The organism is Mucilaginibacter sp. KACC 22063 (assembly GCF_028736115.1).
In the GTDB taxonomy this organism is placed as follows: domain Bacteria; phylum Bacteroidota; class Bacteroidia; order Sphingobacteriales; family Sphingobacteriaceae; genus Mucilaginibacter.
Map to the genome: position 1 here is coordinate 2,933,227 of NZ_CP117877.1, position 24,638 is coordinate 2,957,864.

The 24,638-nt window shown below is 42.4% G+C and carries 22 protein-coding genes; 14 read left to right on the forward strand and 8 right to left on the reverse strand.

Annotation, left to right across the window (positions count from 1 at the left end; all coding sequences use genetic code 11):
* Positions 1 to 29: 29 nt before the first annotated feature.
* The 4 genes from argB to PQ461_RS12635 all read left to right on the forward strand — a co-directional run bounded on the left by argB (position 30) and on the right by PQ461_RS12635 (position 6,173).
* On the forward strand, positions 30 to 833 hold the full coding sequence (gene argB / locus PQ461_RS12620) for an acetylglutamate kinase (RefSeq protein ID WP_274205883.1): 804 nt from the start codon (positions 30 to 32) through the stop codon (positions 831 to 833).
* A gap of 4 nt (positions 834 to 837) precedes the next feature.
* Positions 838 to 1,650, forward strand: coding sequence for a pyrroline-5-carboxylate reductase (proC, locus tag PQ461_RS12625; RefSeq protein WP_274205884.1), 813 nt, complete (start codon positions 838 to 840; stop codon positions 1,648 to 1,650).
* Positions 1,651 to 1,752: 102 nt separating this feature from the next.
* The gene (locus PQ461_RS12630) at positions 1,753 to 3,129 is read left to right on the forward strand and encodes an aspartate kinase (protein WP_274205885.1); all 1,377 of its coding nucleotides are present in this window, start codon (positions 1,753 to 1,755) and stop codon (positions 3,127 to 3,129) included.
* Between the two features lie 197 nt (positions 3,130 to 3,326).
* The gene (locus PQ461_RS12635) at positions 3,327 to 6,173 is read left to right on the forward strand and encodes a S9 family peptidase (protein WP_274205886.1); all 2,847 of its coding nucleotides are present in this window, start codon (positions 3,327 to 3,329) and stop codon (positions 6,171 to 6,173) included.
* Between the two features lie 83 nt (positions 6,174 to 6,256).
* Here PQ461_RS12635 and PQ461_RS12640 read toward each other — a convergent pair whose 3' ends face one another.
* Both PQ461_RS12640 and PQ461_RS12645 read right to left on the reverse strand, forming a co-directional pair.
* Positions 6,257 to 6,439 carry a hypothetical protein gene (locus PQ461_RS12640; protein WP_274205887.1) on the reverse strand — a complete coding sequence of 61 codons (183 nt, stop codon included), beginning with the start codon at positions 6,437 to 6,439 and terminating at the stop codon, positions 6,257 to 6,259.
* A 91-nt stretch (positions 6,440 to 6,530) separates the two neighbouring features.
* Positions 6,531 to 7,808, reverse strand: coding sequence for a hypothetical protein (locus tag PQ461_RS12645; protein ID WP_274205888.1), 1,278 nt, complete (start codon positions 7,806 to 7,808; stop codon positions 6,531 to 6,533).
* A gap of 67 nt (positions 7,809 to 7,875) precedes the next feature.
* On the opposite strand from PQ461_RS12645, the gene PQ461_RS12650 reads away from it, so the two are divergent.
* Positions 7,876 to 8,091 carry a hypothetical protein gene (locus PQ461_RS12650; protein WP_274205889.1) on the forward strand — a complete coding sequence of 72 codons (216 nt, stop codon included), beginning with the start codon at positions 7,876 to 7,878 and terminating at the stop codon, positions 8,089 to 8,091.
* A 57-nt stretch (positions 8,092 to 8,148) separates the two neighbouring features.
* Here PQ461_RS12650 and PQ461_RS12655 read toward each other — a convergent pair whose 3' ends face one another.
* Together PQ461_RS12655 and PQ461_RS12660 are read right to left on the reverse strand one after the other, a co-directional pair.
* Positions 8,149 to 8,988: an SDR family NAD(P)-dependent oxidoreductase gene (locus PQ461_RS12655; RefSeq protein WP_274205890.1), complete on the reverse strand. Its 840-nt coding sequence runs from the start codon at positions 8,986 to 8,988 to the stop codon at positions 8,149 to 8,151.
* A gap of 83 nt (positions 8,989 to 9,071) precedes the next feature.
* Positions 9,072 to 9,977: a helix-turn-helix domain-containing protein gene (locus tag PQ461_RS12660; protein ID WP_274205891.1), complete on the reverse strand. Its 906-nt coding sequence runs from the start codon at positions 9,975 to 9,977 to the stop codon at positions 9,072 to 9,074.
* 175 nt (positions 9,978 to 10,152) lie between these two features.
* On the opposite strand from PQ461_RS12660, the gene PQ461_RS12665 reads away from it, so the two are divergent.
* From PQ461_RS12665 to PQ461_RS12675, 3 genes are read left to right on the forward strand one after another with little or no spacing between them, the layout of a single operon-like run.
* Positions 10,153 to 11,508 (forward strand): glutamine synthetase family protein, encoded by a 1,356-nt coding sequence (locus PQ461_RS12665; protein ID WP_274205892.1) that lies wholly within the window; start codon positions 10,153 to 10,155, stop codon positions 11,506 to 11,508.
* A 22-nt stretch (positions 11,509 to 11,530) separates the two neighbouring features.
* Entirely contained in the window at positions 11,531 to 12,580 is a 1,050-nt protein-coding gene (locus tag PQ461_RS12670) for a hypothetical protein (protein ID WP_274205893.1), read from the forward strand.
* Between the two features lie 4 nt (positions 12,581 to 12,584).
* Positions 12,585 to 13,439, forward strand: coding sequence for an HAD-IIA family hydrolase (locus PQ461_RS12675; protein ID WP_274205894.1), 855 nt, complete (start codon positions 12,585 to 12,587; stop codon positions 13,437 to 13,439).
* Positions 13,440 to 13,478: 39 nt separating this feature from the next.
* Here PQ461_RS12675 and PQ461_RS12680 read toward each other — a convergent pair whose 3' ends face one another.
* Positions 13,479 to 14,459 carry an aldo/keto reductase gene (locus PQ461_RS12680; protein WP_274205895.1) on the reverse strand — a complete coding sequence of 327 codons (981 nt, stop codon included), beginning with the start codon at positions 14,457 to 14,459 and terminating at the stop codon, positions 13,479 to 13,481.
* A gap of 154 nt (positions 14,460 to 14,613) precedes the next feature.
* On the opposite strand from PQ461_RS12680, the gene PQ461_RS12685 reads away from it, so the two are divergent.
* Genes PQ461_RS12685 through PQ461_RS12695 form a run of 3 tightly spaced genes read left to right on the forward strand, consistent with a single transcriptional unit; the run spans position 14,614 to position 17,960 of the window.
* A complete protein-coding gene (locus PQ461_RS12685) occupies positions 14,614 to 15,216 on the forward strand; it encodes a class I SAM-dependent methyltransferase (protein ID WP_274205896.1) in 603 nt (200 codons plus the stop codon).
* Positions 15,217 to 15,271: 55 nt separating this feature from the next.
* Positions 15,272 to 16,912, forward strand: coding sequence for an ATP-binding cassette domain-containing protein (locus PQ461_RS12690; RefSeq protein ID WP_274205897.1), 1,641 nt, complete (start codon positions 15,272 to 15,274; stop codon positions 16,910 to 16,912).
* Positions 16,902 to 17,960 carry a glycosyltransferase gene (locus PQ461_RS12695; RefSeq protein ID WP_274205898.1) on the forward strand — a complete coding sequence of 353 codons (1,059 nt, stop codon included), beginning with the start codon at positions 16,902 to 16,904 and terminating at the stop codon, positions 17,958 to 17,960. The genes PQ461_RS12690 and PQ461_RS12695 overlap by 11 nt, the downstream gene beginning before the upstream one ends.
* Here the strand turns inward: PQ461_RS12695 and PQ461_RS12700 are convergent.
* Both PQ461_RS12700 and PQ461_RS12705 read right to left on the reverse strand, forming a co-directional pair.
* Complete coding sequence (locus tag PQ461_RS12700) at positions 17,875 to 19,047, reverse strand: glycosyltransferase family 4 protein (RefSeq protein WP_274205899.1); 1,173 nt, start codon at positions 19,045 to 19,047, stop codon at positions 17,875 to 17,877. The genes PQ461_RS12695 and PQ461_RS12700 overlap by 86 nt on opposite strands.
* Positions 19,031 to 20,197 (reverse strand): amidohydrolase family protein, encoded by a 1,167-nt coding sequence (locus PQ461_RS12705; RefSeq protein WP_274205900.1) that lies wholly within the window; start codon positions 20,195 to 20,197, stop codon positions 19,031 to 19,033. The genes PQ461_RS12700 and PQ461_RS12705 overlap by 17 nt, the downstream gene beginning before the upstream one ends.
* Before the next feature lie 165 nt (positions 20,198 to 20,362).
* Between PQ461_RS12705 and PQ461_RS12710 the strand changes: the two genes are divergently transcribed.
* Genes PQ461_RS12710 through PQ461_RS12720 form a run of 3 tightly spaced genes read left to right on the forward strand, consistent with a single transcriptional unit; the run spans position 20,363 to position 23,659 of the window.
* Positions 20,363 to 21,379: a radical SAM/SPASM domain-containing protein gene (locus PQ461_RS12710; protein WP_274205901.1), complete on the forward strand. Its 1,017-nt coding sequence runs from the start codon at positions 20,363 to 20,365 to the stop codon at positions 21,377 to 21,379.
* 1 nt (position 21,380) lies between these two features.
* The gene (locus PQ461_RS12715) at positions 21,381 to 22,847 is read left to right on the forward strand and encodes a B12-binding domain-containing radical SAM protein (protein ID WP_274205902.1); all 1,467 of its coding nucleotides are present in this window, start codon (positions 21,381 to 21,383) and stop codon (positions 22,845 to 22,847) included.
* Positions 22,844 to 23,659 carry a class I SAM-dependent methyltransferase gene (locus PQ461_RS12720; RefSeq protein WP_274205903.1) on the forward strand — a complete coding sequence of 272 codons (816 nt, stop codon included), beginning with the start codon at positions 22,844 to 22,846 and terminating at the stop codon, positions 23,657 to 23,659. The genes PQ461_RS12715 and PQ461_RS12720 overlap by 4 nt, the downstream gene beginning before the upstream one ends.
* Here the strand turns inward: PQ461_RS12720 and PQ461_RS12725 are convergent, their stop codons facing one another.
* The gene (locus PQ461_RS12725; protein ID WP_274205904.1) at positions 23,660 to 24,601 is read right to left on the reverse strand and encodes a nucleotidyltransferase domain-containing protein; all 942 of its coding nucleotides are present in this window, start codon (positions 24,599 to 24,601) and stop codon (positions 23,660 to 23,662) included.
* Positions 24,602 to 24,638: the final 37 nt, after the last annotated feature.

The window sequence follows — 24,638 nt, forward strand, 5'->3', positions numbered from 1 at the left end:
CGTTTAGCTTTACAATATTATATAAAAGCATGTCTGCAAAGGATAATAAACTTCACGTTATAAAGATTGGCGGCAACGTAATAGATAATTCAGAAAATCTTTACCATTTTCTGAAAGACTTTTACACCCTGCCCGGGCATAAGATCCTGGTGCATGGCGGCGGAAAGGTTGCTACCCAATTATCAGACACGTTAGGCATAGAAGCTAAACTGGTAGATGGCCGCCGTATCACCGATATAGAAACTTTACGCGTGGTAACCATGGTTTACGGTGGATTGATCAACAAAAACATAGTTGCCCAGCTACAACGTTTCGGCACCAATGCCATAGGGCTTACAGGTGCTGATGGGAATTTTATTAAAGCTGTTAAACGACCGGTTAAAACTATTGACTATGGCTTTGTTGGCGACTTAAATGATAAATCCGTTGATGCAGAAGCCATCAGCCGTTTAATGGAAGCTGGCTTCACGCCTGTTTTTTCTGCGTTGACACATGACGGCGATGGACAGTTACTAAACACCAATGCCGATACCATCGCTTCGGCCCTGGCCGTAGCACTTTCGTCATTGTATGAAACTACGCTGGTATATTGCTTTGAGAAAAAAGGCGTTTTACAGGATATCAATGATGATGAATCGCTGATAAGGGAGATTGATCCGGAACGTTATGAAGAACTGAAGAAAGAACAGATCATCCACAGCGGGATGCTGCCGAAAATGGATAATGCATTTAAAGCCATATCATGTGGAGTAAGCGCAGTAATTATTGGCCACGCAGATGAATTAGGCACCCTGCAAAAAGGTGATTCATTTGGTACCCGTTTAAGCAATTAAAATAATGGACAACAAACATATCAGCATTTTAGGCAGCGGCAACATTGGCTTGTCGTTAGCTAAAGGATTGGTAAAGGCAGATATTTTTAAGCCTCAGCACATTACATTAACCCGCCGCAACGTTGCCGCTTTGCAGCCACTTGCACATGTAGGGTACCATGTAACCAGTGATAACGGCGAGGCAGTAGCCAAAGCTGATATCATTGTGCTTGCCATACTACCGCAGCAGCTTAACAAACTGCTGGATGAAATCAAACCCGCACTTAATCCTGATAAGCACTTATTAATTTCGGTAATATCCGGCGTTAGCTGCGAGGATATATGCAACTACTTAGGTATGCAAATACAGGTAGTACGTGCAATGCCAAATACAGCAATTGCCATAGGTCAATCAATGACTTGTATTGCCACAACAAATGCCAGTGCAGAAAATTTAACCCTTGTAAAATCGCTTTTTGATACCGTTGGCGTGAGCATCCAGATCAACGAAGAACTGATGACATCGGCCACTGCACTTTGCGCATGCGGTATTGCTTTCTTTTTACGGTCTATCCGCGCGGCATCGCAGGGCGGCACCGAGATCGGCTTCCATGCACATGATGCGCTGAAAATGGCAGCACAAACTGCAAAAGGAGCAGCAGACTTGTTGTTACAGCTCGCATCGCACCCTGAGCAGGAAATTGACAAGGTAACTTCGCCAAAGGGTTGTACCATTGCAGGCTTAAACGAAATGGAACATAATGGCTTTAGCTCTGCCATGATTAAGGGAATTAAAATGTCGGCAGATAAAGCTGGCGTATTATACAAGAACGATTAACCGGTTGTCTGTTGTGAGTTGTCTGTTGTCAGTAAACCTCACAACAGATAATCCAATAAAACATAAAAAGACTGATAACTAATAACCGACAACTAATTTTTAATGTTAACTGTAGAAAAAATCGGCGGCACATCCATGACCGCCCTTGGTGATGTAATCAACAATATCATACTGTTCAATCGGAAAGACGAACAACTTTACAACCGCATTTTTGTAGTTTCTGCCTTTTCTGGCGTTACCAACATGCTGCTTGAGGATAAGAAAACCGGAAAGCCCGGTGTTTACCATAAGCTGGCTAATTTCCAGGATTTTCGCAGTCCGCTCAAAAAACTTACTGCACGCCTTAAAGAGATCAATAAAGGTTATGAAAAACTGGGTTTAAACATCCCCGTTGCCGATCAGTTTATCGAAAGCCATGTGAATAAGGCACAAGGTTACCTGGAAAACCTTTCTGCTATCTTGTCATCAGGATACGTTAACAAAGAAGGCATTCTATTGGCAGCACGCGAGATCTTAGCTTCAATCGGCGAAACGCATTCGGCGTTTAACTTTACCAATATCCTGCAAAACATGGATATTAATGCCACGTTGGTTGACCTCAGCGGCTTTGATGACCATCGTTCTTACACGATTGACCAACGTATCAAAAAAGCGTTTCAGCATATTGATTTCAGCAAAACCATTTGCATTGTAACCGGATATACTAAAGGTACCGAAGGTATTATGCGTGAGTTTGACCGCGGGTATTCTGAAGTTACCTTCAGCAAAATTGCAGTTGCGGTTAAGCCCGCCGAGGCCATTATCCATAAAGAATATCACTTATGTACCGCCGACCCGGTATTGGTGGGTGTAGATAACTGCCAGCCTATCGGTTTTACCAACTACGATGTTGCCGATCAGCTTGCCGACGTTGGAATGGAAGCCATCCATCCGAAAGCTTCAAAACCTTTGGAGATCAATAACATCAACCTGCGTATCAAGAACACTTTTGAGCCTGAACACCCGGGCACGTTAATCACCCAGGATTATATTTGCCCGCACAAACGTGTTGAAGTAATTACCGGCACCAAAAAGGTAACCATGATTGATATTTACGATCCGCTGATGGTAGGTAACGTGGGTTCGGATTTGGAAATTATGCAGGTGTTTGCCAAATATGGTGTGAGCTACAGCTTTAAGGCGACAAGCGCAAACAGCATTTCTGTTGTGATTTGGGAGAAGGATTTCCAGAAGAAATTAATCAACGAGCTTGAAGATAAATTTGAAAAAGTAACTGTTGAAAATATGGCTTTTGTTTGCCTTATCGGCTCAAACATGGATCAACCGGGTTTACTTGCTCGCGCTGCTTCTGCCTTTGCAGACAATGGCATCAACATTAAAAGCGCCGGCTTTGCCTTGCGTAAAGTAAACATACAGTTCCTGATTGCCCGCGAAGATTTTGACAATGCCATCATTGCATTGAATAAAGCGATGGCCTAAAACTGAGCATAGGGTCATGTTGAGGCTCTCGAAACATGTGACTGGAGTAATATTTTTTACCACGTCATACTTCGAGGGCCTTAGTATGACACCCTAATGATTCACTACTCCGCTCATTGTAACTTTTTCATAAACAGGCATTATTGCTGCTCAATTTTTAGCATATTTATTTCTTAACTAAAGATTGAACTACAACCATGCGAAAACTTTTACTGCTTTCAGTAAGTATAGCAGCTGCCTTTGCTGCCAGCGCACAAACCACAAGCAAAAAACCGATAGACCATTCCGTTTATGATAAATGGCAGAGCATTGCCAATGACCGTATCAGTAACGATGGTAAATGGGTTACCTACGTAATTAAACCGCAGGAGGCTGATGCTACCTTAGTGATCACCGATGCAAAAAATAGTAAGCCATTCAGTGTTCCGCGTGCAGATACGGTACGTTTCACCAATGACTCTAAATATGCCGTTTTCCTGATCCGTCCTTTTTACTCGGCTATTCGCCAGGCTAAAATCAAAAAGAAAAAGCCAGACGAAATGCCTAAAGACACCTTGGGTTACGTTGCTACAGGCAATACATCCATAGTTAAAATTCCGGCTGTACGTTCATTTAAAGTTGCAGATAAAGCATCAGTGATTGCTTATTTAGCGCCAAGCGATACGGTTAAAAAGCCAGCCGCCGGCGATACTTCTAAAAAAGCGGTGGCTACTACGGTTGCGCCTCCAACACGCGAGGGCGCAGACATGACCGTACTGCAATTAGCCAGTGGCAAAAAGCGCACATTCAATTATGTAACCGATTATCAACTGAGCAAAGACGGCAAATGGCTTGCTTATGCCGTAACTGCGCCCCGCCGTTCTAAAGAGGTAAAATCGGGTGTGTACTTATACGATATTGAGAAGGATGTACTGAAAACGTTAAGCACGGGCCGTGGTAACTATAAAAACATTGCTTTTGACGAGGCTGGCAAGCAGATAGCTTTTACAGCTGAAAAAAATCCGGAGAAAGCGCCTGTAAAACCTTACAAGCTTTATTACTATACATCAGGTAAAGACAGCGCATCTGTTATTGCTGCACCGGGGTCAGAGGGCATGCCTTCTAAGTGGGCGGTAAGCGGCGATGGCCGTGTATATTTCAGCAAAAGCGGGGCCAATTTATTTTTCGGCACTGCCCCTATTCCGAAACCCGCTGATACCACCATTGTAGATTTTGAAGTGGCCAAAGTTGATATCTGGAATTATAAAGACGATTATCTGCAGCCGCAGCAATTGAAGAATTTGCAGCGCGAACTTCGCCGCAGTTACCTTGCAGTGATACACCCGGAAGAAAACACTAAGCTGATTCAGCTTGCTGATAAAGGCATGCAGGATATAATCGTAGCTGCAAACAACGACAGCCGCTATGTATTGGGCACAACCGATACCGGTTCGCGTATACAATCGCAATGGGAAGGCGGCACACGCTCTGCTGCTTATCTGATCGATTTGAAAACCGGTTCGCGCAGGCAGATCACCGACCGCAACAAAGGTAGGTTTGCGTTATCACCGGGCGGCAATTACGTGATCTGGTTTGACCCTACAGAACAGAACTGGTTTACTTACAGTATAGCAACAGGTAAAAAAACAAACATTACCGCTTCAACAGGAACAAAACTGGGCGATGAGGAAAACGACGTTCCGGATGATCCTTCTTCTTACGGCGTTGCAGGCTGGACAACCGGAGATAAAAGCGTATTGATATACGACCGTTACGATATCTGGAGCATTGACCCTGCTACAGGCAGTGCAACTGATTTCACCAATGGTATCGGCAGAAAAAACCACCTGATATTCCGTGCGGCTTTGCCAACTTCGGGGCGTGGGTTTGGTTCAGGCGATGAGGATGATCGTTCTATATCGACCTCAAAACCATTTTATATGCTGGTGCAAAATGAGGATAACAAACAATGGGGCTACTATAAGAAAAGCTTTAGCAGCAACAAAGCCGCTGAAAAAATAGTAATGGCGCCTATAGCTTATAGCACTTTGCAAAAAGCCAAAAACGCCGATGTATTCATCTATACTAAGCAAAGCTATGTGCAGTCGCCAGACCTGTACATTTCCAACAATTTAAGTAAGGAAACCAAGCTAAGTGCCATCAACCCTCAGCAGGCGCAGTACAACTGGGGAACAGCAGAATTAGTAAGTTGGACTACACCTAAAGGCCACAACTCAAAAGGTATTTTATATAAGCCTGAAAACTTTGACCCGACCAAGAAATATCCAATGCTGGTGTATTTCTATGAAACATTATCAGAAGGGCTATATAATTACATGGCACCAGCCCCTACGCCATCACGCTTGCCGATCTCTTATTTTGTGAGCAATGGTTACCTTGTATTTGCTCCGGATATTCATTACACAACCGGACACCCGGGAGCATCGGCAGTTGAATATATTAATTCGGGTGTTGAAGCATTAGAGAAAAATGCATGGGTTGATGCGAAGCACGTAGGCATACAGGGACAAAGCTGGGGCGGCTACCAGGTGGCATACCTGATCACCCAAACCGATATGTATGCTGCGGCATGGGCTGGCGCACCGGTAGCTAATATGACATCGGCTTATGGTGGCATCCGTTGGGAAAGCGGCGTTAACCGTCAATTCCAGTATGAAAAAACACAAAGCCGTATCGGTACAGACCTTTGGAGCAACCCGCAATTATATATTGAAAACTCTCCATTGTTCCAGTTGCCTAAGGTACATACCCCAGTTGTGATCATGTCTAACGATGCTGATGGCGCTGTGCCATGGTACCAGGGAATTGAGATGTTTACCGCTTTACGCCGCTTAGGTAAACCTGTTTGGCTGTTAGAATATAATGATGAAGCACATAACCTGGTTAAACGTCAGAACCGCAAGGATATCACTATCCGCGAAGCGCAATTCTTTGACCATTTTCTGAAAGGTGCACCAATGCCGGTTTGGTTAGAGCGCGGCGTACCTGCAGTTGATAAAGGTAAAGACTGGGGTTTTGCATTAAGTACAGATAAAAACCAATAACTAATAGCATTAAACAAGAAAGGCAGCCAAATTTGGCTGCCTTTCTTGTTTAATTAAAAACCCCTGTTTTGCAGGGTCAGATTTTATAACATTCTTCTTTTGGGCTTGCGCACCTGGTCGCGCCCTGATGTTTGAAATGATTTTTGTCCACCGCCATTGCTTACTCCTCTTTGTTGCTTTGCCTCTTTAAGGTCGGTGAAATTTCTGTTTGAAGTTGAGTCGCCCTGCATGTTTGAATCACCCTTCACGTGCTCTTGATTTTTCATAATGTTATAGATAATTGGTATAAAACAACTTTTGCAGCTGTTCACTCAAATTGAGCAAATACCGTACCCAATAATATAAAAACGTGCTTTTTTACAATTTAACCAAGAACGGAAAGTTGGCTGTAGCCACCTTATTATGCCCATCACTGATATACACAAACAACCTGTAGGCACCTTCTTTTTCAGGTGTTTTTATAGTGGCCTGGTTTAAATTATTGATAGTCACGGCATCAGTAATTGCTTGTGGCCTCGACTCGCGGTCGCCGCCTTGTTTCAGGTCAGTACTTTCGGGCAATAACTCCCATCTTGCAGTTAGTTTATCACCATTGGGGTCATGCACATAAACTTTAGCTAAATAGGCCTTTCCTGGTTTTAATGTGACAAAATCGAGTACATGCTTACCGTCTAAAGTAAGCGAATCAAGGTGCGGTGCACGGTTTTCAGGCCATTTGCCTGTCCATAAATATTGCATCACATCAACCACTTCATTCTCCTCGCCTTTCTCAGTAAATAAGCCATACCAAGTAGGTGTACGTTCCTGTTTCTGTCCCCATAAAAACACATAAGAACCCAGGCAATGCTTATCCACTTTTACCGATGCCTCGTAACGGCTTTTATAAACGGCAGATTTCTGGCTACTTGTTTCCTCAACCGAAGCTTTCCAAGGCGTTTGCGGTCCTTCCCAATGACCCGTCGGCCCCCATTCGGTTACCATGTAAGGACCTTCCCAACCTGCTTTACGCAATTGATCGGGCACTGAGGCCAAACCGCCATAAACCTGCACAGAAAGCAGGTCAAGATCCGGGCAACGCTCCTTGATATTGGCTACAACTGCAGGATTAACACCGGCCAGCATGGTTGTAGCCGGATGATTAGGGTCTTCCTGATGGATCATCTTTGCGATATCGTTCACCGCATTCCACACTTTTGGATTTTTATAATCAAGATTAAGCTCGTTGCCTATTCCCCATATCAGTAAAGCAGGCGAATTGCGGTATTTGATCACTTCCTGCCGAAGCTTTTCCAACTGCTGATGCACTGCTACCGTATCATCATAATTAAAACCATGACGTTCGCGGGCCACATTAAGCCCCATAGTAACGGTTAAGTTGAGCTTTTGCGCATTGCTTAATATTTCATCGCCATTATGGGTATCCCAAGTACGAATTGAATTGCCTCCGTATTTCGCCAGCCGATCCATATAACTTGTACCGCCTGCTCCCTTGATAAAATAAGGCTTGCCGTTTCTAATCAGTGTAAAGCCATCTTTAGTTTTTTCTACTTTAACTTTCACAGGTTGCGCAAAAGTACTTGTGCCTATAGCAACAGCAAGGCATGCAGCAATTGCTTTATGTATAATTGATCTCATGTTGTTTATAAACAGGTATACTGAATTGCTAAATTAGCAGTAATAAACATCAACCATCGTAATATTTATGAAACACTTAAAAAGCACAAGCGCGATTAAAGGCGTTGGAATAGCCGGAGTCGGCGCGGCGGGCATAGCTGCAATTGCCATTGGTTCTGCAGCATTAGGTGCATTGGCTATTGGCGCACTTGCCATTAAAAGGCTGGCCATACAAAAGGCCGTAATCAAAGATTTAAAGGTAGAGAACCTTACCGTAAGCAATTTAACAGTAGAAAATAAATAGAAAGGCAGCGTAATTACGCTGCCTTTCTTGATTCAATTGGTGATTGTTAGAGCCTGATTAACCCTGATACGCCATAGAGCGGGTGAGTTCTTCATTTAACCTGAATTCTTTTTCAAGGTAATCCAGCTTACTCATTGCACGGTCGTAAGCATCGTTGCCTAATAAAAGATACAACGGTGGGTTTTCCTGCTCGCTTACTTCAATAATAGCTTCTATCGCTTTTTGCGGATCGCCTACTTGTTTTCCATCCATCTGTAAATACTTTGTTTGTACGTTTCTTACCTGTTGGTACTCTGCAATTGGCCTTTTAGCCACAGCCAGCGACTCTGAATTTAGGAAGCTGGTGCGGAATGCGCCAGGCGCAACAACGGTTACATTAATACCAAATTCTTTAACATCCTGTGCCAGCACATCAGACAGGCCAATCACCGAATATTTTGTTGCTGCGTAAATAGCAAAACCACATCCGGGCGCTATACCTGCAATTGAAGAGATATTAATGATATGACCTGATTGTTGTTTACGCAGATAAGGCATAACGCTACGGATAACGTTAAGCGTACCGAACACATTAACATCGAAGTTGCTGCGGGTTTCTTCGTCGGTCAGTTCTTCTATGCTGCCTGCTATGCCATAGCCTGCGTTGTTTACAACAACATCAAACCGGCCGAAAGTTTTATAAGTGATGTTAATGGCTTCACCAACACAATCTTCTGTGGTTAAATTCATTTGAAGTGGCAAGAAACGATCGCTTTTAGGGCCGATAGCTTCTACCAGTTCATCAACATTGCGTGATGTAGCAGCTACTATATGTCCTTCGTTAAGTACCTGTTTGGCCAGTAGCAGGCCAAAACCTTTTGATGCCCCTGTTATGAACCATACTTTTTTGTTTTCCATAATACTGCTTGATTTTGATAATACAAAGTTAAAGCAGCAATGCACCCAAGCGGTTATATTATCCAAACAGATAATTACAAAATTCAAACATTTCTAAATGAACCCGGCGTAATATTGGTCTTTTTCTTGAAGAAGTTATTAAAGTGTGTAGGCTCTTCAAAGCCCAGGCAATAAGCAATCTCAGAAATATTCCAGTCGGTGTGGCGCAGTAAAGATTTAGCCTCACTTACTAATCTTTCAGAAATACGGTCTGTAGTAGTTTTACCTGTGGTTTGGCGTACAGCACGGTTAAGGTGATTGACGTGTATAGCCAACTGCCTTGCAAAATCATTTGCCGAACGCAGCATAAACCGCTGAGACGGGTTCTCAATAGGAAACTGGCGTTCCAGTAGTTCTGTAAATACAGCTGTGATACGTGAGTTGGCATCCGGATGCTGGTATAGCGTGGTAGACGGCTGCGTTTTTAAAGCGTAATGGATCATTTCGGTGGCGTAGCTGCGCAAAAGATCATATTTATAAAGATAATCTGATTCCATTTCTGCGATCATTTTCTCAAACAACCGGCAGATTTCCTCCTCCTGCTCTTTATTTAAAGAATATGCGGGCATACCACCCGGCTGAAACATGGGCAGCTCCGTTAGGCCGTTACGCATTTTATCAGTAAAAAACTCCTGGGTAAAAATGCAGAAGTAACCTGAAGTATCATCACTTAAAGACTCCCATTTGTAGGGCACATTAGGGTTAAAGAAGATTAAAGAAGTCCCCTCAGCCTCCACACTCTTATCTGCATAGTGACATCTGAACTTGCCCCTTGATATACTGATCTTGTAAAAGCTCCTCCTGCTGTAGCTAACCGTTGAACCACCTTGCGGAGTTATGCAATCTTCTCTTCTGAAAACATTAAAATGTCCTAAATCACTTTGCAGGTTATCAGGCAGCCAATTCAGTTTCTTCTGATAAAAATCTTCGAGGGATTCTGTCTTATCCATAACACAAAGCTACACAAATCAAACACAACATATAAATCTTAATGTCATTTTAGAAATTGGAGGACGAATACGATATTATTTGAATCCTGTACTTTTTGATTAAGCCCCCCACTTTGTGCTTTGCCATTATTACAGGTATTACTTAAATTGGCTCATTAGTCTGAAAATTTATTGCATGAACAAACAGCAGGTACTTGATTATATACAAGCCAATAACATACATCATATCAAATTTGCCTTTGCCGATATTGACGGCATTTTGCGCGGAAAGGTAATCCATGTTAAAAAGTTTGAGGAGGGTCTTGACAGCGGATATGGCTTTTGCGATGTGGTGTTTGGCTGGGATAGCGCAGATGCCCTTTATGACAATACCTCTTTTACTGGCTGGCATACCGGCTATCCGGATCAGCCATGCCGTATCGACCTGTCAACCTTAAGGACTATTCCCTGGCAGGATAACATCCCATTCTTCATAGCCGATTATAGCGGCGTCGATACTACCGATGTGCCCTGCCCGCGCACACTGCTTAAGCATGTGGCAAAACAATGCGAGGATATGGGCTTTCATTCTGAATTTGCGCAGGAGTTTGAGTGGTTCAACTTTAACGAATCGCCAAAATCACTGGCTCAAAAATCATTCACCAATATTGAGCCGCTTAGTCCTGGTATGTTTGGTTATTCGATACTTCGCTCGTCACAGCATAGCGCTTTTTATTATGACCTGATCAACCTGTTAGAGCAGTTCAACATACCGATAGAAGGCATACATACGGAAACCGGTCCGGGCGTTTATGAAGCCGCCATTATACACGACCATGTGCTGGCCGCTGCCGATAAAGCTGCCTTATTAAAGAATGCCGTTAAAGAAATCGCCAGTAAGCATGGCATCATGGCTTCATTTATGGCTAAGTGGAATGAAAGCCTACCGGGTTGCAGCGGGCATATCCATCAAAGCCTTTGGAGTATGGATAAATTGCAAAACTTATTCTTTAATCCGGAAGATGAGCTGAACATGAGCGATACCATGAAGCATTATCTTGCAGGGCAGCTTTACTGCCTGCCGCATATAGTACCCATGTACGCGCCTACCGTTAACAGCTATAAAAGATTAGTTGAAGGTGCCTGGGCACCCACTACCATTACCTGGGGTATAAATAACCGCACTGCAGCTATCCGGATACTTAACCAGTCGGAAAAATATGCCCGTGTAGAAACCCGCATCCCGGGCGCGGATGCTAACCCATACCTTGCCTTAGCTGCGGCACTTGCTTCGGGCTTGTATGGCATTAAGCATAAATTACCGTTAACCACTCCGCCGACTACCGGCAATGGCTATGCTGATAAAGCTAACGGCATAATACCGTCTAACCTTTACGAAGCGGCATCGGCAATGAAAGCATCTTCGGTAGCCAAAGAGCTTTTCGGAGAAAGCTTTACAGAACATTTTGTTAATACCCGTTTTTGGGAATGGCGGCAGTTTGCAAAACATGTGACAGATTGGGAATTAAAGCGTTACTTTGAAATTATTTAACCAATAGGGTTAACAACCAATTATGGAACATGAATTAGGTACGCTGATCATTCGTAAAGCGTGGGAAGGCTATGATGCGTCAAAGGTAATTCGCAGCATAGAAGATATTAGTGCTAACGTATCAACCAATAAAGTTTTTAAGATCACATTTGAGGACGAGGATATTGTAATTGCCAAGCTATCGAGCTTTGGCAAGTATGATTATTTCAAAGAGGATCACCGTATAATACATAGCTTATCAAACAATCTCTTATACCCTTTCGAAAATTTTCTTGCCAAATCTTTGCTAAAAAATAACCGGGTATATATGTACCGTTACAGGCAAGGTAAGGTAGATGCCTGGGTGGTATTTTACAACCCTACCCGCATTATGGACCGTATGCCACGCCGGTTGGATGAAGGGCATATTGTTAAGCTGGCCCAACAGGCGGCGCGCTTTCATAAGGCATGTTCAAGAGTGAGTAAAGTATTGCCTAAATCATCTAAAACAATGCGTAAGGATATCAATGCCTTACTTGACGAAATCGCAAAAAATGAAAATCAGTTTGGCACCCGCACCCAGGTTGACCAGCTCAAATATCATTGCGATCTTTACCTGAAAGGCCGTGCCAAGTACGCAGCCAATACCTTTGAAACTATCCCGGTATTTATCGACTGGAATATCGGCAACTTCTCGGTAACTGGCGACATGGAGTTTTATTCGCGTTGGGATTACGACTGGTTCAGGATGAGTAACCGCATCATGGACTTTTACTTCTTTAGCCGTGTGGTATCAAACGTAGGCGACAGAACGGTGTTTAGCTATTATATGACTACGCTGATGGAAGACCGCTTTCAACTTTTCTTACAGGAATACCACAAACTAAATCCCCTAACTATTAACGAAGTTGGTTTTATGAAAGAAGCCTATCGTTTTTTCATTTTAAACTATGTAATAAAAGATGGCAAGCACTTTTTTCACGAGCAATATGCTAAGAAATTGCAACAGGAAGCTTACGACATTTATCTGCCATCGGTAGACCGTGATTTCGATGCCTTGGCCATTATTGATGCCCTTAAATTAAGAAACTAAGAATATGATTGATACGGTTGACTTTAAAGAAGTAATTGACCAATACAGCGTTATATTTTTTGATGCTTTTGGTGTTATTAAAACGCATAACGGCATGGTGACCGGTGTCGACAGGACATTCGAGTACCTTAAGGCAACCAACAAAGAATATTATATAGTTACCAATGATGCATCGCGCAGTCCGCTGCAATTGGCGCAATCGTTTCACCGTATTGGTTTAACCAGTATTGAGCAAGACCGCATTATTTCATCAGGGATGCTGGCTAAGGAGTACCTGGACCTGAAAGTAAACGATGGTATTGTAGCTTATCTTGGCCCTCAAAATTCGGCACATTATATAGACAGCAGCGGCCTTCACACCTTACCTGTAAGCGCCATTAATGATGACAATATTGACCAGGTAAACGCACTGGTTTTTCTGGATGATGAGGGCTTTGACTGGTTTAATGACCTCAACAAAACCCTGAACCTGGTACGCAAGCGCAATATCCCGGTAATTGTGGCTAATACCGATTTTGCTTATCCGCTTAACATGACTGATGTAGCCATAGCCATCGGCGGCTTATCCTACATGATCGAGCAAATTGTAGGCAAGCGTTTCATTCGTTTTGGCAAGCCGGATTCGCAGATGTTTATGTTTGCTTATGATCTATTGCGCGAGAATAGCCAGGTAAGCAAAAAGGATATATTAATGGTGGGCGATACTTTGCAAACCGATATTCTTGGCGGAAATAAATTTGGGCTGGATACCGTACTTGTACTTACAGGCAACACGCTGCCTGCCGATGCGCATAACAGAATTACCTCGTCGGGCATTATTCCTACTTACATTTGCAAAGACGCCGTGATTAAATATTAACATGAAGCCTCTGCATAATAGAGGCTTCATGTTTAAGGATCAACTAAATCCTAATACCGGATGCGGCTGATAAGGCTCTTCCAATCGTTTGATCTGATCATCCGTAAGCTTCACAGACAGTGAGGCAACAGCATCTTCCAGATGGCCCGGTTTGCTTGCACCAATAATAGGCGAAGTAATCACCGGCTTGGCAAGCATCCACGCTAAGGCAACCTGCGCATTTGGCACACCAATTTCCTGCGCTATTTCGGTCACACGGTTAACCACTTCAAAGTCAGATTCGGCACCGTAAAGTGATTTACCAAATGCATCTGTTTTTGCACGCTCGGTTTCGTTGCGTTCTTTGCCACGGTTACCTGTAAGCAATCCCCTCGCTAATGGCGACCATGGAATAACGGCAATTTTTTGATCGGCGCAAAAAGGCAACATTTCGCGCTCTTCTTCCCGGTAAACTAAATTGTAATGCGGCTGCATAGATACAAAGCGTGTCCAGCCGTGCAGGTCGGCAATATATTGAGCTTTGGCAAACTGCCATGAATACATAGAAGAAGCGCCGATGTAGCGTGCCTTACCAGCTTTAACAATGTCATGCAAGGCCTCCATTGTTTCCTCAATAGGCGTATCATAATCCCAGCGGTGGATCTGATATAGGTCTACATAGTCTGTACCTAAACGCTTAAGGCTGGCATCAATCGCACTCATGATATGCTTACGCGAAAGGCCTTTATCGTTAGGCCCCGGCCCCATCGGGTTAAAAACCTTGGTTGCCAAAACCACATCGTCGCGTTTTGTAAAGTCGCGCAGGGCTCGGCCCACCACCTCTTCGCTGGCTCCGGCTGTATAAACATCGGCAGTATCAAAAAAATTGATCCCCAATTCAAGCGCTTTCTTTATGAATGGGCGGCTTTGTTCTTCATTTAATGCCCAAGGCCACCGCTCGGTGGGTGTACCATAGGTCATGGTGCCGAGGCATAAACGAGATACCGTTATACCTGTATTTCCAAATCTTGTATATTCCATTTTAGTTAGTTATAGATGGATATTAATTATACAAATTTTGCGTATTGATTGATTTAACAATTACCTTTTTCAAACAAATCGTTACGTTATTCAAACAACAATAAATTTGTCTTAATCGGGTTACCTATCTTTGATTGCATTTAATCCCTATTTTATGAGTTCTGTTAAAGATACCGCATCCATTTTTCGTTACCACCGCGACATGATCGAAAAGCATGGCACCGGAAATACGTCAACCTTAGGGTGGAAAGCTCCTGAAAATCAAAAAGACAGGTTTAAGATATTAGCCACTGTTGCCGACCTTAATAATCATTCTGTATTGGATGCTGGCTGCGGACATGGCGACTTGTGCGAATACTTGCATAAGCTATATCCTGATGTAAAATATATGGGCATGGAGCAAATACCCGAATTACTTGATGTTGCTGTTAAACGGTATAACGACTGGCCGGAGACTACATTTATGCAAGGTAATTTCCTTTCCCCAGCGATGCCTTTTACAGATTATATCATCGTTTGCGGATCACTAAATTACCACCATAGCGACCCTGAATATATTTACAAAGCCATATCAAAATTGTATGATAACTGCCGCTATGCGTTAGCTTTTAATCTGCTCAGTAACATTGCAGAAAACGGCCTGATCATGTCGTACAACAAAGCGCATATCTTATCCTATTGCCAAACCTTGTCAAAGAATGTGATACTGAAAGATGATTACACTGACGATGACTTCACTATTTTTATGTACCATTAATATCAGCTTAAAGCAACCTTGCTCGCTTATTTGACGTGTTCAGATAAAAAAGCATTTGTACCTGATCATCAAAAAAGTTTGGACTAAGCTTACAGCCGCCGAAAGAAGGAAGCTGTTGCTGTATTTATTCAGTGATCTTGCGATCAGCATACTTGATATTGCTTTTCTAGTATTGATCCTTTGGGTGATCAATTTTTCGGCTGCTAAGGCCCCCTCTTCTTACGTTGTTTATTATAAATTTTACAGATCGCATTTTGCATTGGTATGCATATTTATTGCTGCAGGTTTTACACTCAAAAATTTGTTAGGATATAGTTTTAACAGTGCAAGCATCCACTTCAATTATAAAGTTGCTTCCAGGTTATCTGCAACAAGCCTTGATGATTATTTAAGGAGTGGTTATTTAAGCCATGTTAACACCGACTCGTCGGTACATATTCACAAGATCAGCCAGCAGCCCATCGAGTTTGCTCAGTACGTGCTAACAGGCTTACAGCAGATTTTCACACAATGCTTTTTAATTCTCTTTGCGGTTAGCGGTATCATCATTTATAATCCAAGGCTTTTCTGCCTGATGCTCTTGTTTCTTTCTTTGCCTATTATCATTATCAGCTGGATCTTAAAAAAACGGGTTGCAAGCCTGCGCACAGGTATCCGCCGAAGTAATGAAAAAACATTGCAGCACTTAAAAGAAGCTTTGTCTGCCTATATCGAAACGCATATTTATAAGGCAAAGGCGTTTTTCTCCAACAGGTATACCAGCTATCAGAATAAGTTGAATGGGAATTTATCTTCCTTACAGGCTGTGCAGCTTTTCCCATCACGCATTTTTGAAATTTTTGCAATAGCAGGTGTGTTCGTCATTTTGGCGTTTAACAGCCGTGGGAATAATATCATTACCATTGGTGTATTTGTAACCGCAGCATATAAAATCATTCCGGGGCTGGTAAAGATCATAACCAGCACCGCACAGATCAAAGCTTACGAACATACTATTGATCATTTACCCGAACCTGATAGCAAGAACGTTGACCAACAATTCACCGCTAAAAAAATTGATAATATCAATTTCAGCAACATCAGCTTTGCTTATACGGATAAAGTACAACTCAAAAATTTAAGCTTTGAACTGCAAGCTGGTGATTTTGCTGCATTGACCGGCGCTTCAGGGAAAGGAAAAACTACCATCATTAATCTATTGCAGGGTTTTCTCGAGCGGCAATCGGGATCTATATCATTTAACGGACAAGTTGTAAATGCTAAGGACATTGCTGCTTACCATTCCTGCATGGCTTATGTAAGGCAACAGACCTTGATTATCCATGATTCGATCTTAAAAAACATTACCCTTAGCGATGCACAGCCTGATCAGGAACGTTTAGATCTTGCTTTGGCTATAAGCGGCCTCGCTCCTGTTGTCGCAAAATATCCTGATGGTTTAAATCATTTAATCACCGAAAATGGAGCAAATATTAGTGGCGGTCAGCGTCAGCGCCTCATGTTAGCCAGGGCTTTATACAAAAACTTTGACCTTCTGATACTTGATGAACCTTTCAGTGAGCTGGATACTGAATCTGAAGCTTACATACTCCACCAATTGCAGCAATTGGCCAATAATGGTAAGATCATATTGATGATCACCCACCATTTACAAACCCTGCATTATTGCAATAAAGTAATTAACCTTGAAAACTGATAAAACGCTGGTCATATTAACGCCCGGTTTTGCTGCCGATGAAACAGATAGCACCTGTGTGCCTTCGCTACAGGTTTTTGTAAAAGCATTTAAACGGCTTTATCCCAATACCGAAGTAATCATACTGGCATTTCATTATCCTTATCGTAAAGATAATTATAGTTTATTCGGCGCTCAAATCTATAGCTTTAATGGAAAGAACCGGGGCAAACTGTTTAAGCTGATTACGTGGCGAAAAGTATGGAATAAACTGAAAGAGTTGCATCGCCTTCATCCCGATATGCAGTTACTTAGCTTTTGGCTTGATGAATGCGGTTTTGTTGGAGAAAACTTCAGCCGCAGGCACCATGTCAACCATAAAATATGGATGCTTGGCCAGGATGCCAAAGCCGGTAACCGCTTTTACTATCGCACCAAGCCATCTGCTTCATCGCTCATTAGTGTATCTGAAACCATGAGCGACCGTTTCTTTGAAAACTACGGCATCAGGCCGCAATATACGGTACCTATCGGTATTGATATTTCATCGTTTGGTGTTACTGAACCTAACAAAGAAAGAGATATAGACGTGGTAGGTGTAGGTTCGTTAACTACGCTAAAAAGATACCACCTGTTTGTAGAAGCCATAAAAAACTTAAAACAGGTAAAGCCGGATATTAAAGCTGTAGTTTGTGGCAAAGGCCCTGAGCATGAGCACTTACAGGAATTAATTGATAAATACAATTTACAGGAAAATATTACCCTGGCAGGCGAAGTACCTGCCGGCCAGGTTTTCAAGGTGATGCAACGCAGTAAAGTGTTTTTGCATCCTTCGTCTTATGAAGGATTTAGCTCGGCTGTTACAGAAGCCTTTTATGCCGGTTGCGAGGTGGTGTCTTATACGCAGCCAATGCACGTGATGCCATCAAATTTTCACCGTTTTAATGATGAGCAGGAGTTGAATAAAATAATGGCAAAGCTGTTTACAGGTGCCCAACTGGTTCATCAGCCGGTACTGCTAAACTCTGATGAGAAGATAGCGCAACAGATTGCTTCGATATTTTGGTAATTGCCTGTTCAATATCTTCTGCAATTTTTTTGAAGGAAAGATGATCATTAAAAAAACGAATCACATCCTCAGAGCGGATCGTATTATCACCTCCTAATTTTAATAATATTTCGGCCAATGCATTAGCATCACCTGGCGGATATAGATAACCATATTTGCCATCAGCTGTTATACTTTTAAACGACGGTATAGCGGTTAGTATAGGTACACAGCCACAAGCCATTGCTTCAAGCAAAGCATAGCCACTACCCTCCCTGTGGCTAGCAGACAGGTAATAATCCGCAGCACTATACCATGTTGGCAAATCTGTATGCTTTACACTTCCAATTAAATGCACATGCTTTTTCAGCGCTACATCAACATCAAGAAAATCACTTATTTTCCCTAACAATTCTTCTGTACTATAGATCATGTAAAGCTGTGCATCACTATGATCTTTAACATAAGCAGAAAAGGCTTTAAGTACGGTAAGCGGGTCCTTATTTTCATTCAACCTGCCTACCCATAAAAATACGGTGGCTGTACTTTCAATACCTAAATGACTTCTGCTTTGTTGTTTATCCTGTGCCTTAAAAAAAGTTGAAGCCTCTAACACCTCATAAACCGGCTGACGGGTAATAACGTTAACTTCCCGCCATTTCTTTGCATTGTCCGCTGATGTAAAAAAGTAAGTGTCTACACATTTAGCTGCAAGCTTTTGCAACCATAGTTTTACCCCTTTAAACGGGCTTTCGCCATGATGTTGTACAATTATTTTGGCATGCTTCGGAAGAACGAGTTTTAATGCCAGTGTTTGCAAAGGAAAGCCCAGGCCTTGCACCAAGATGATGTCAGGCTTTTGATGCTTTACAAACTTTAAAGTTTTAAGCGGCACATACCATCCTTTATTTATGCTTTTGAAAAACTGCCATTCAATCCCGTCTTGTAGTTTCTCACCTTCAAAAGCTGCATGCCTTACAAATGACAGATCAAACTTATACTTAAAATGCTGTGCATATTCAGTGACAACTTTATGCCAGGCCATTAAAGGCTCAGGCGTTTCATATTCCTTATGCGCATAAAAAGCAATGTCAATAAACCTTGGCATATTTTACTGATCTGATTGGAAACTTTGCTTCCGGGCAATAGGACTTTATTTGCGACATTAAATCAGGCAGATTGCCTTCAACGTATTTTATCGAATTACTTAATTCAACCGGCACAAAAGTTTCTTTTATAATGCCTTTAGTTTTAAGCTGAGTTGCAAGGCTTTCATCGTACAGCCTTACCTGGCCGTTGCAAATCACCAAAAGAATGTCGGCAGGATCAAGCTCATAAAAGTTGTCCACAGTCCTGTCTTTTAATATAACAAGGTCTGCATCCGTTCCATCGCTTATTTTTCCCTTATTTAACTTCCAGGTTTTAGCAGCATTGGTGGTAATGCTATTCATTAATTCGGCATCGTTCAAATGGCCAGTTTGCGCTGCCAATCGCAGATGTTGCCACATGTTCCAATCCCCGGTAAGGGTCGAATCAGTGCCAAACAGAATATTAGTATGCTGCTTCAATTGGCTGATATCGGCGGTGCGATTAAGCAGAAAAAAATTAGAATCTGGGCACCATATCAGCGCATCAAATTTAGCGGCTTGCTGCGCATTCATGGCTACGCCATGTATACCGATCAGTTTTTTTCTTAGAAAGTTCCAGCGCAGTAATTCGTTAATTTCCTCAAAAGCTAAAGCATTCGTACCCTCGCCTGTATGAATAACATAGGGATGCTTACTATCAAACGGGTTGTTTATCCTGCGTTTCCATTTACCCCCCAAGCGAACAGAATGTATATGGTGGCAATCCTGAAAAACATTAATGGGGCTTCCATAAATTTTTAATGGCTCTCCGTGATTTACTACCGTTGTAGCCCCGGCAAGCAGATTTTTGTAAATACCCCACTGTGTACGCAAATGCGGCGGCACCTTCAATACATCATTAATTTCAGCTCTGTAATGTTGATGAATGTACTCCCCCCATTCTACATAATCAGCGTAAGTGGGTCCTGTAAATCTTGGGAATAAATTAAAATCCAGGTGGTCGTGAGAGTTAATAAAGCCGGGAACAGCTACAGCACCGTCAAGGTCAATAACAGGGATGTTATAAGTATTGATCCCACCATTTTCTTCAACACGTTCAATAATCCCATGCGATAATAGTATGTCACGGTTTTTGTTTTCGGGTAAAATCTTAACGTTCTGTAACAGCATGCTATCGCCTTTTAATCTCATACGCCAACCGGCGACTAAAGGTTGCCTTTATTTATTACAGCATGCAAGGCAACCGGGGCTTAACTACCCGCGTAATATTTATAGAGATTGTCCCTATGACAAAGCAACATTGCTTAGCCTGGCTGAGCAAAACATATTTACAATATGCAGTTGAATAATATATATCATACCATACAACGTTACCGTACGCTTGAAACAGACACGGTTTATGCCTTGTCCTTGGTAATGCTGATGCCAAATAGCTCACAGGCCTGCAACAACCTGACTTGTGACGTATGGAAGAATAACAGTAGCGCAAAAGCATTAAATCCGAAAGATATACAGAGCCTGCTTGCCTCACTTAAAAAACTGGGCACACAACAGGTGGTGATCACTGCAAATGACCACATGCTTGACGATGATTTTTTCGAATCGTGCCGTAAAATAAAGGGTCAGAAGATCAATATAACATTGCTTACAACAGGCTCATCCATACGCACGTATGCGCACAATATTGTGCAGTACATAGATGAGCTGGTCATATCCCTGAACGGCGATGAGCCCACACACGAGAGAATTAGCAATACACCGGGCAGCTATCGTAAAATCAAAGAGGGCTTATCAGTTATCCAGTCACTTAAGCCGGATTTAAAAATATCCGCAAGAACGGTTATCAATCGGCTCAATTTTAATAACTGGATCTCCATCATTGATTCGGCCAAAAGCATTGGTGTAAAACAGATCAGTTTTTTACCGGCAGATCTTAATAAGATCGGCAATGAATTGAACGATATAATGGTACAGGAAGATGAATTGCCGCAATTCGCTGCAATGGTAAACAAGATAGTTACCATTGCCCGCAGGCAACCCGGCTACATCACTGAATCTGCAGAGCAAATTTATAATATTTACCGTTACTACGCTGCCTTTTACGGCCGCAATCCTTTTCCCTTTAAACCATGTAATGCACCTTGGGTATCCGCTGTGATAGAAGCAGATGGTGATGTAAAGCCCTGCTCTTTTCATCAAGCTATTGGAAACATCCGCGATAACGGACTAAAAGACATATTAAATACCCCGCAGGCTATTGCTTTCAGAAAAGAATTAAAATCTGCACAAAACGACATCTGTTCGCGTTGTGTATGCGCTTTAAACCTGCATTATAAAACTAATTTTAATTGACATGGGCGAAAAAGTATTGCTTACGCACTCCTATTTTCTTCGTTTCGATCAGAAACAATGGGAAACCGGCCAGCCATATCCACCGCTTGCAACCCTGATAGCTGCTGCTATAATGCGCGATAAAGGCTACGAGGTAGATTTTTTTGATACCATGTTTGCTTTTGATGCGAATGATGTGGAGAACGCCCTTTACTCGCAGTCGCCTAAGTATTTTGTAGTTTATGACGATTGCTTTAACTACCTCACCAAAATGTGCCTTACCAATATGCGCGAGGCCGCATTTGAAATGTTTGGTTTAGCAAAAAAGTACGGCGCAAAAGTGATTGTTGCCAGTTCTGACGCTACAGACCGCCATTTGGAATACCTGAAGCAAGGTGCCGATTTTGTGATTTTAGGTGAAGCCGACGATACGCTGCCAGATCTGTTGAACACATTGGATACAGGTAGAGATGTGTCTGAAGTAAAAGGCATTGCTTTTCTGGATAACGGCCAACTGATAAAAACAAGTGCAAGGCCTGTTATCCGTGACCTTGATCGCCTGCCTTTTGCTGCATGGGACTTGCTTGATGTAGCGCCCTATCGCGAAATGTGGATGAAAAGCAAAAGCTACTTCGCCCTAAACATGGGTACAACCCGTGGCTGCCCTTTTAAATGTAACTGGTGTGCCAAACCAATTTATGGTAACCGATATAACTCACGCTCGCCCGAACATGTGGTCGAAGAGCTGTCGATAATGAAACAGCGTTTTAACTTTGATTACATCTGGTTTTGCGATGATATCTTCGGGCTTAAGCCCGGCTGGGTAGAAACTTTCAGCCGCCTGGTGAAAGAATATCAGCTTGATTTTAAATTTAAGATACAATCCAGGGCTGATTTACTTACCGAAGACAAGGAAGTTAAAGCCCTGGCTGATGCAGGTTGCGACAACGCATGGATAGGTGCCGAAAGCGGTTCACAGAAAATATTGGATGCTATGGATAAGGGCACCACTATTGAGCAGATACATACCGCAACCCACCTGCTTAAAAAGCATGGCATCAAGCCTTCATTTTTTATACAATTTGGTTATCCGGGCGAAACTAAAGCTGATATTATGGAAACCGTAGCTATGATCAATCGCCTCCTGCCTTACGAAATTGGCATATCAGTTTCTTATCCCTTACCTGGAACTATTTTTTACGAACGTGTACAGGCGCAACTTAAACAAAAAACCAACTGGACAGACTCGGACGAAATGGCTCTGATGTTTAAGAACACCTACCCTGCCGGTTTTTATAAGCAGTTGCATAAATATGTGCATCAAAACTATCACCGTAATCTGGCACTGAACGGACTGGCAAACCTGTTCAAAGCCCCGCTTAAAGCCGATAAGAAAACATTTAAAAAAGCGGCATCTCTAATTTACCACACCCCGGCAACATGGATTGAACGCCTTAAACTTTTAAGGGCAGAAAGGGCTACATTATGAGCACGGCTGTTTTAAATGAAACAAAGGCAGAAGCTGCGTTTAGCGGCCAGGCGCCTATTTTCGACGAATTTTATGCCGAAAACAAGATTATTGAGTACAAACGTCATAGGGTGCGTTCACATTTTTTGAGCCGACTGAATCCTGGCAGCCATATTCTTGAATTAAATAGCGGCACCGGTGAAGATGCTATCTTTTTTGCTGAGAATGGCTTTGAAGTACATGCCACAGACATATCCACCGGCATGCAGAAGCAATTAAGAGAAAAGGCGCAAAGCCTAATCACAACTGGACTTGTAAGTACAGAGCTTTGTTCTTTTACAAAACTTGAGGAATTACAGCAACGCGGACCTTATGATGCTATTTTTTCAAACTTCGGCGGATTAAATTGTACTAAAGACCTGGATAAGGTGTTGGCATCATTCGATGATCTTTTAAAACCAGGCGGAACGGTTACGCTTGTAATCATCTCTAAATTTTCCCTTTGGGAAAGCCTGCTCCTATTTAAAGGCAAATTTAAAACGGCTACCCGCAGATGGTTTGCTTCAAAGGGATATCCCGCACATATTGAAGGTAACTGGTTTACCTGTTGGTATTACAAGCCATCGTATCTTGTAAAAAGAATGCAAGCTAAGTATCGGTTAACGGGCTTAGAGGGATTATGCACCATTGTGCCCCCATCATATATAGAGCACTTTGCAGATAAATCTCCGGCTCTTTACAGAAAGCTTATCAAGTTAGAAGACCGCTTTAAAGAGAGCTGGCCATGGAAATACTGGGGAGATTATTTTATTATATCCTTTCAAAAGCAATAACTACGCGTTTTCTATAGCCTGTTCTAATGCCATCACCTTTTCGTTGTGCGCATTTAAAAGCTTTTGCTGAAACCGTTTAGGATCGGGTTTGGCATAACCTTTTGCAGCCATCATGCTCATTACTATTTTGTGTGCATTTAGCTTACCCTGTTCTGTTTTTTTGTTCCACCTGGCAGCAGTAACACGCATCAGGAAATCATTAAGCATGTCGCCAAACTTATTATTAAAGCTCCATTCTATCACCTGTTTAACTATATTTTGCTTCAGCGAGCTTGCAGATGATAGCCGCATGATCTGATTAGGTAAAAAGCGCCTTGTCCATTTATTGGCCGTATAAAACCGGTTAAAGGTAAGGTCGCCCTGCATAGGTATTAGCGTAACCACTTCTATTGCGGTGTAAAGGTTTTGTTCGGCTATTTCCATGTTGGCTTCGTCAACAAAGTAATTCATGCAAAACCAGTCTTCTTTCTTAAATAAGAAAGAGAGCTTTTTAAGGGCATGTAAAAATGTTCTGGAGATCCATAAACGGTTCTTAGCCGTGATAATGAAAAAGTCAATGTCCGAATTTTCATCAGCACACTTCTTAGATAAAGAACCCGACACTGCTACACCCCGTACATAAGGAAACTTGATCAGCACCTTACTTACTTTCTCTGCTACCTGTAAAAGCTCTATCGCTTTTAAATTACCAACCTTTCGCTTGCTTATCAGCTCTACATTGCGCTGCAAGGTATAGTAGCTGCCAAACCTGTAAATCGACTTTTGAGTAACCAGTTGTGACAGCGAATAAGAAATCTCATGCTGTTGCACCCGCGAACCAAAAAAGAGAAATATCTCTTCCTGGGTAAGCGGATAATTAAACAAATCAAAATACGCCAACGTTGATAAAATATCTTTTTTTACCTCGGTTAGCTGGGCGGTATAGGCGTGTGATTTGTACATGTAAGTAACTGACTAATAAAAATGAATTACATTAATA

Bases quoted from the DNA above. Each gene is read 5' to 3' on its own strand.
- argB (WP_274205883.1), top strand. From the start codon at position 30: ATGTCTGCAAAGGATAATAAACTTCACGTTATAAAGATTGGCGGCAAC.
- proC (WP_274205884.1), top strand. From the start codon at position 838: ATGGACAACAAACATATCAGCATTTTAGGCAGCGGCAACATTGGCTTG.
- PQ461_RS12630 (WP_274205885.1), top strand. From the start codon at position 1,753: ATGTTAACTGTAGAAAAAATCGGCGGCACATCCATGACCGCCCTTGGT.
- PQ461_RS12635 (WP_274205886.1), top strand. From the start codon at position 3,327: ATGCGAAAACTTTTACTGCTTTCAGTAAGTATAGCAGCTGCCTTTGCT.
- PQ461_RS12640 (WP_274205887.1), bottom strand. From the start codon at position 6,439: ATGAAAAATCAAGAGCACGTGAAGGGTGATTCAAACATGCAGGGCGAC.
- PQ461_RS12645 (WP_274205888.1), bottom strand. From the start codon at position 7,808: ATGAGATCAATTATACATAAAGCAATTGCTGCATGCCTTGCTGTTGCT.
- PQ461_RS12650 (WP_274205889.1), top strand. From the start codon at position 7,876: ATGAAACACTTAAAAAGCACAAGCGCGATTAAAGGCGTTGGAATAGCC.
- PQ461_RS12655 (WP_274205890.1), bottom strand. From the start codon at position 8,988: ATGGAAAACAAAAAAGTATGGTTCATAACAGGGGCATCAAAAGGTTTT.
- PQ461_RS12660 (WP_274205891.1), bottom strand. From the start codon at position 9,977: ATGGATAAGACAGAATCCCTCGAAGATTTTTATCAGAAGAAACTGAAT.
- PQ461_RS12665 (WP_274205892.1), top strand. From the start codon at position 10,153: ATGAACAAACAGCAGGTACTTGATTATATACAAGCCAATAACATACAT.
- PQ461_RS12670 (WP_274205893.1), top strand. From the start codon at position 11,531: ATGGAACATGAATTAGGTACGCTGATCATTCGTAAAGCGTGGGAAGGC.
- PQ461_RS12675 (WP_274205894.1), top strand. From the start codon at position 12,585: ATGATTGATACGGTTGACTTTAAAGAAGTAATTGACCAATACAGCGTT.
- PQ461_RS12680 (WP_274205895.1), bottom strand. From the start codon at position 14,459: ATGGAATATACAAGATTTGGAAATACAGGTATAACGGTATCTCGTTTA.
- PQ461_RS12685 (WP_274205896.1), top strand. From the start codon at position 14,614: ATGAGTTCTGTTAAAGATACCGCATCCATTTTTCGTTACCACCGCGAC.
- PQ461_RS12700 (WP_274205899.1), bottom strand. From the start codon at position 19,047: ATGCCAAGGTTTATTGACATTGCTTTTTATGCGCATAAGGAATATGAA.
- PQ461_RS12705 (WP_274205900.1), bottom strand. From the start codon at position 20,197: ATGCTGTTACAGAACGTTAAGATTTTACCCGAAAACAAAAACCGTGAC.
- PQ461_RS12710 (WP_274205901.1), top strand. From the start codon at position 20,363: ATGCAGTTGAATAATATATATCATACCATACAACGTTACCGTACGCTT.
- PQ461_RS12715 (WP_274205902.1), top strand. From the start codon at position 21,381: ATGGGCGAAAAAGTATTGCTTACGCACTCCTATTTTCTTCGTTTCGAT.
- PQ461_RS12720 (WP_274205903.1), top strand. From the start codon at position 22,844: ATGAGCACGGCTGTTTTAAATGAAACAAAGGCAGAAGCTGCGTTTAGC.
- PQ461_RS12725 (WP_274205904.1), bottom strand. From the start codon at position 24,601: ATGTACAAATCACACGCCTATACCGCCCAGCTAACCGAGGTAAAAAAA.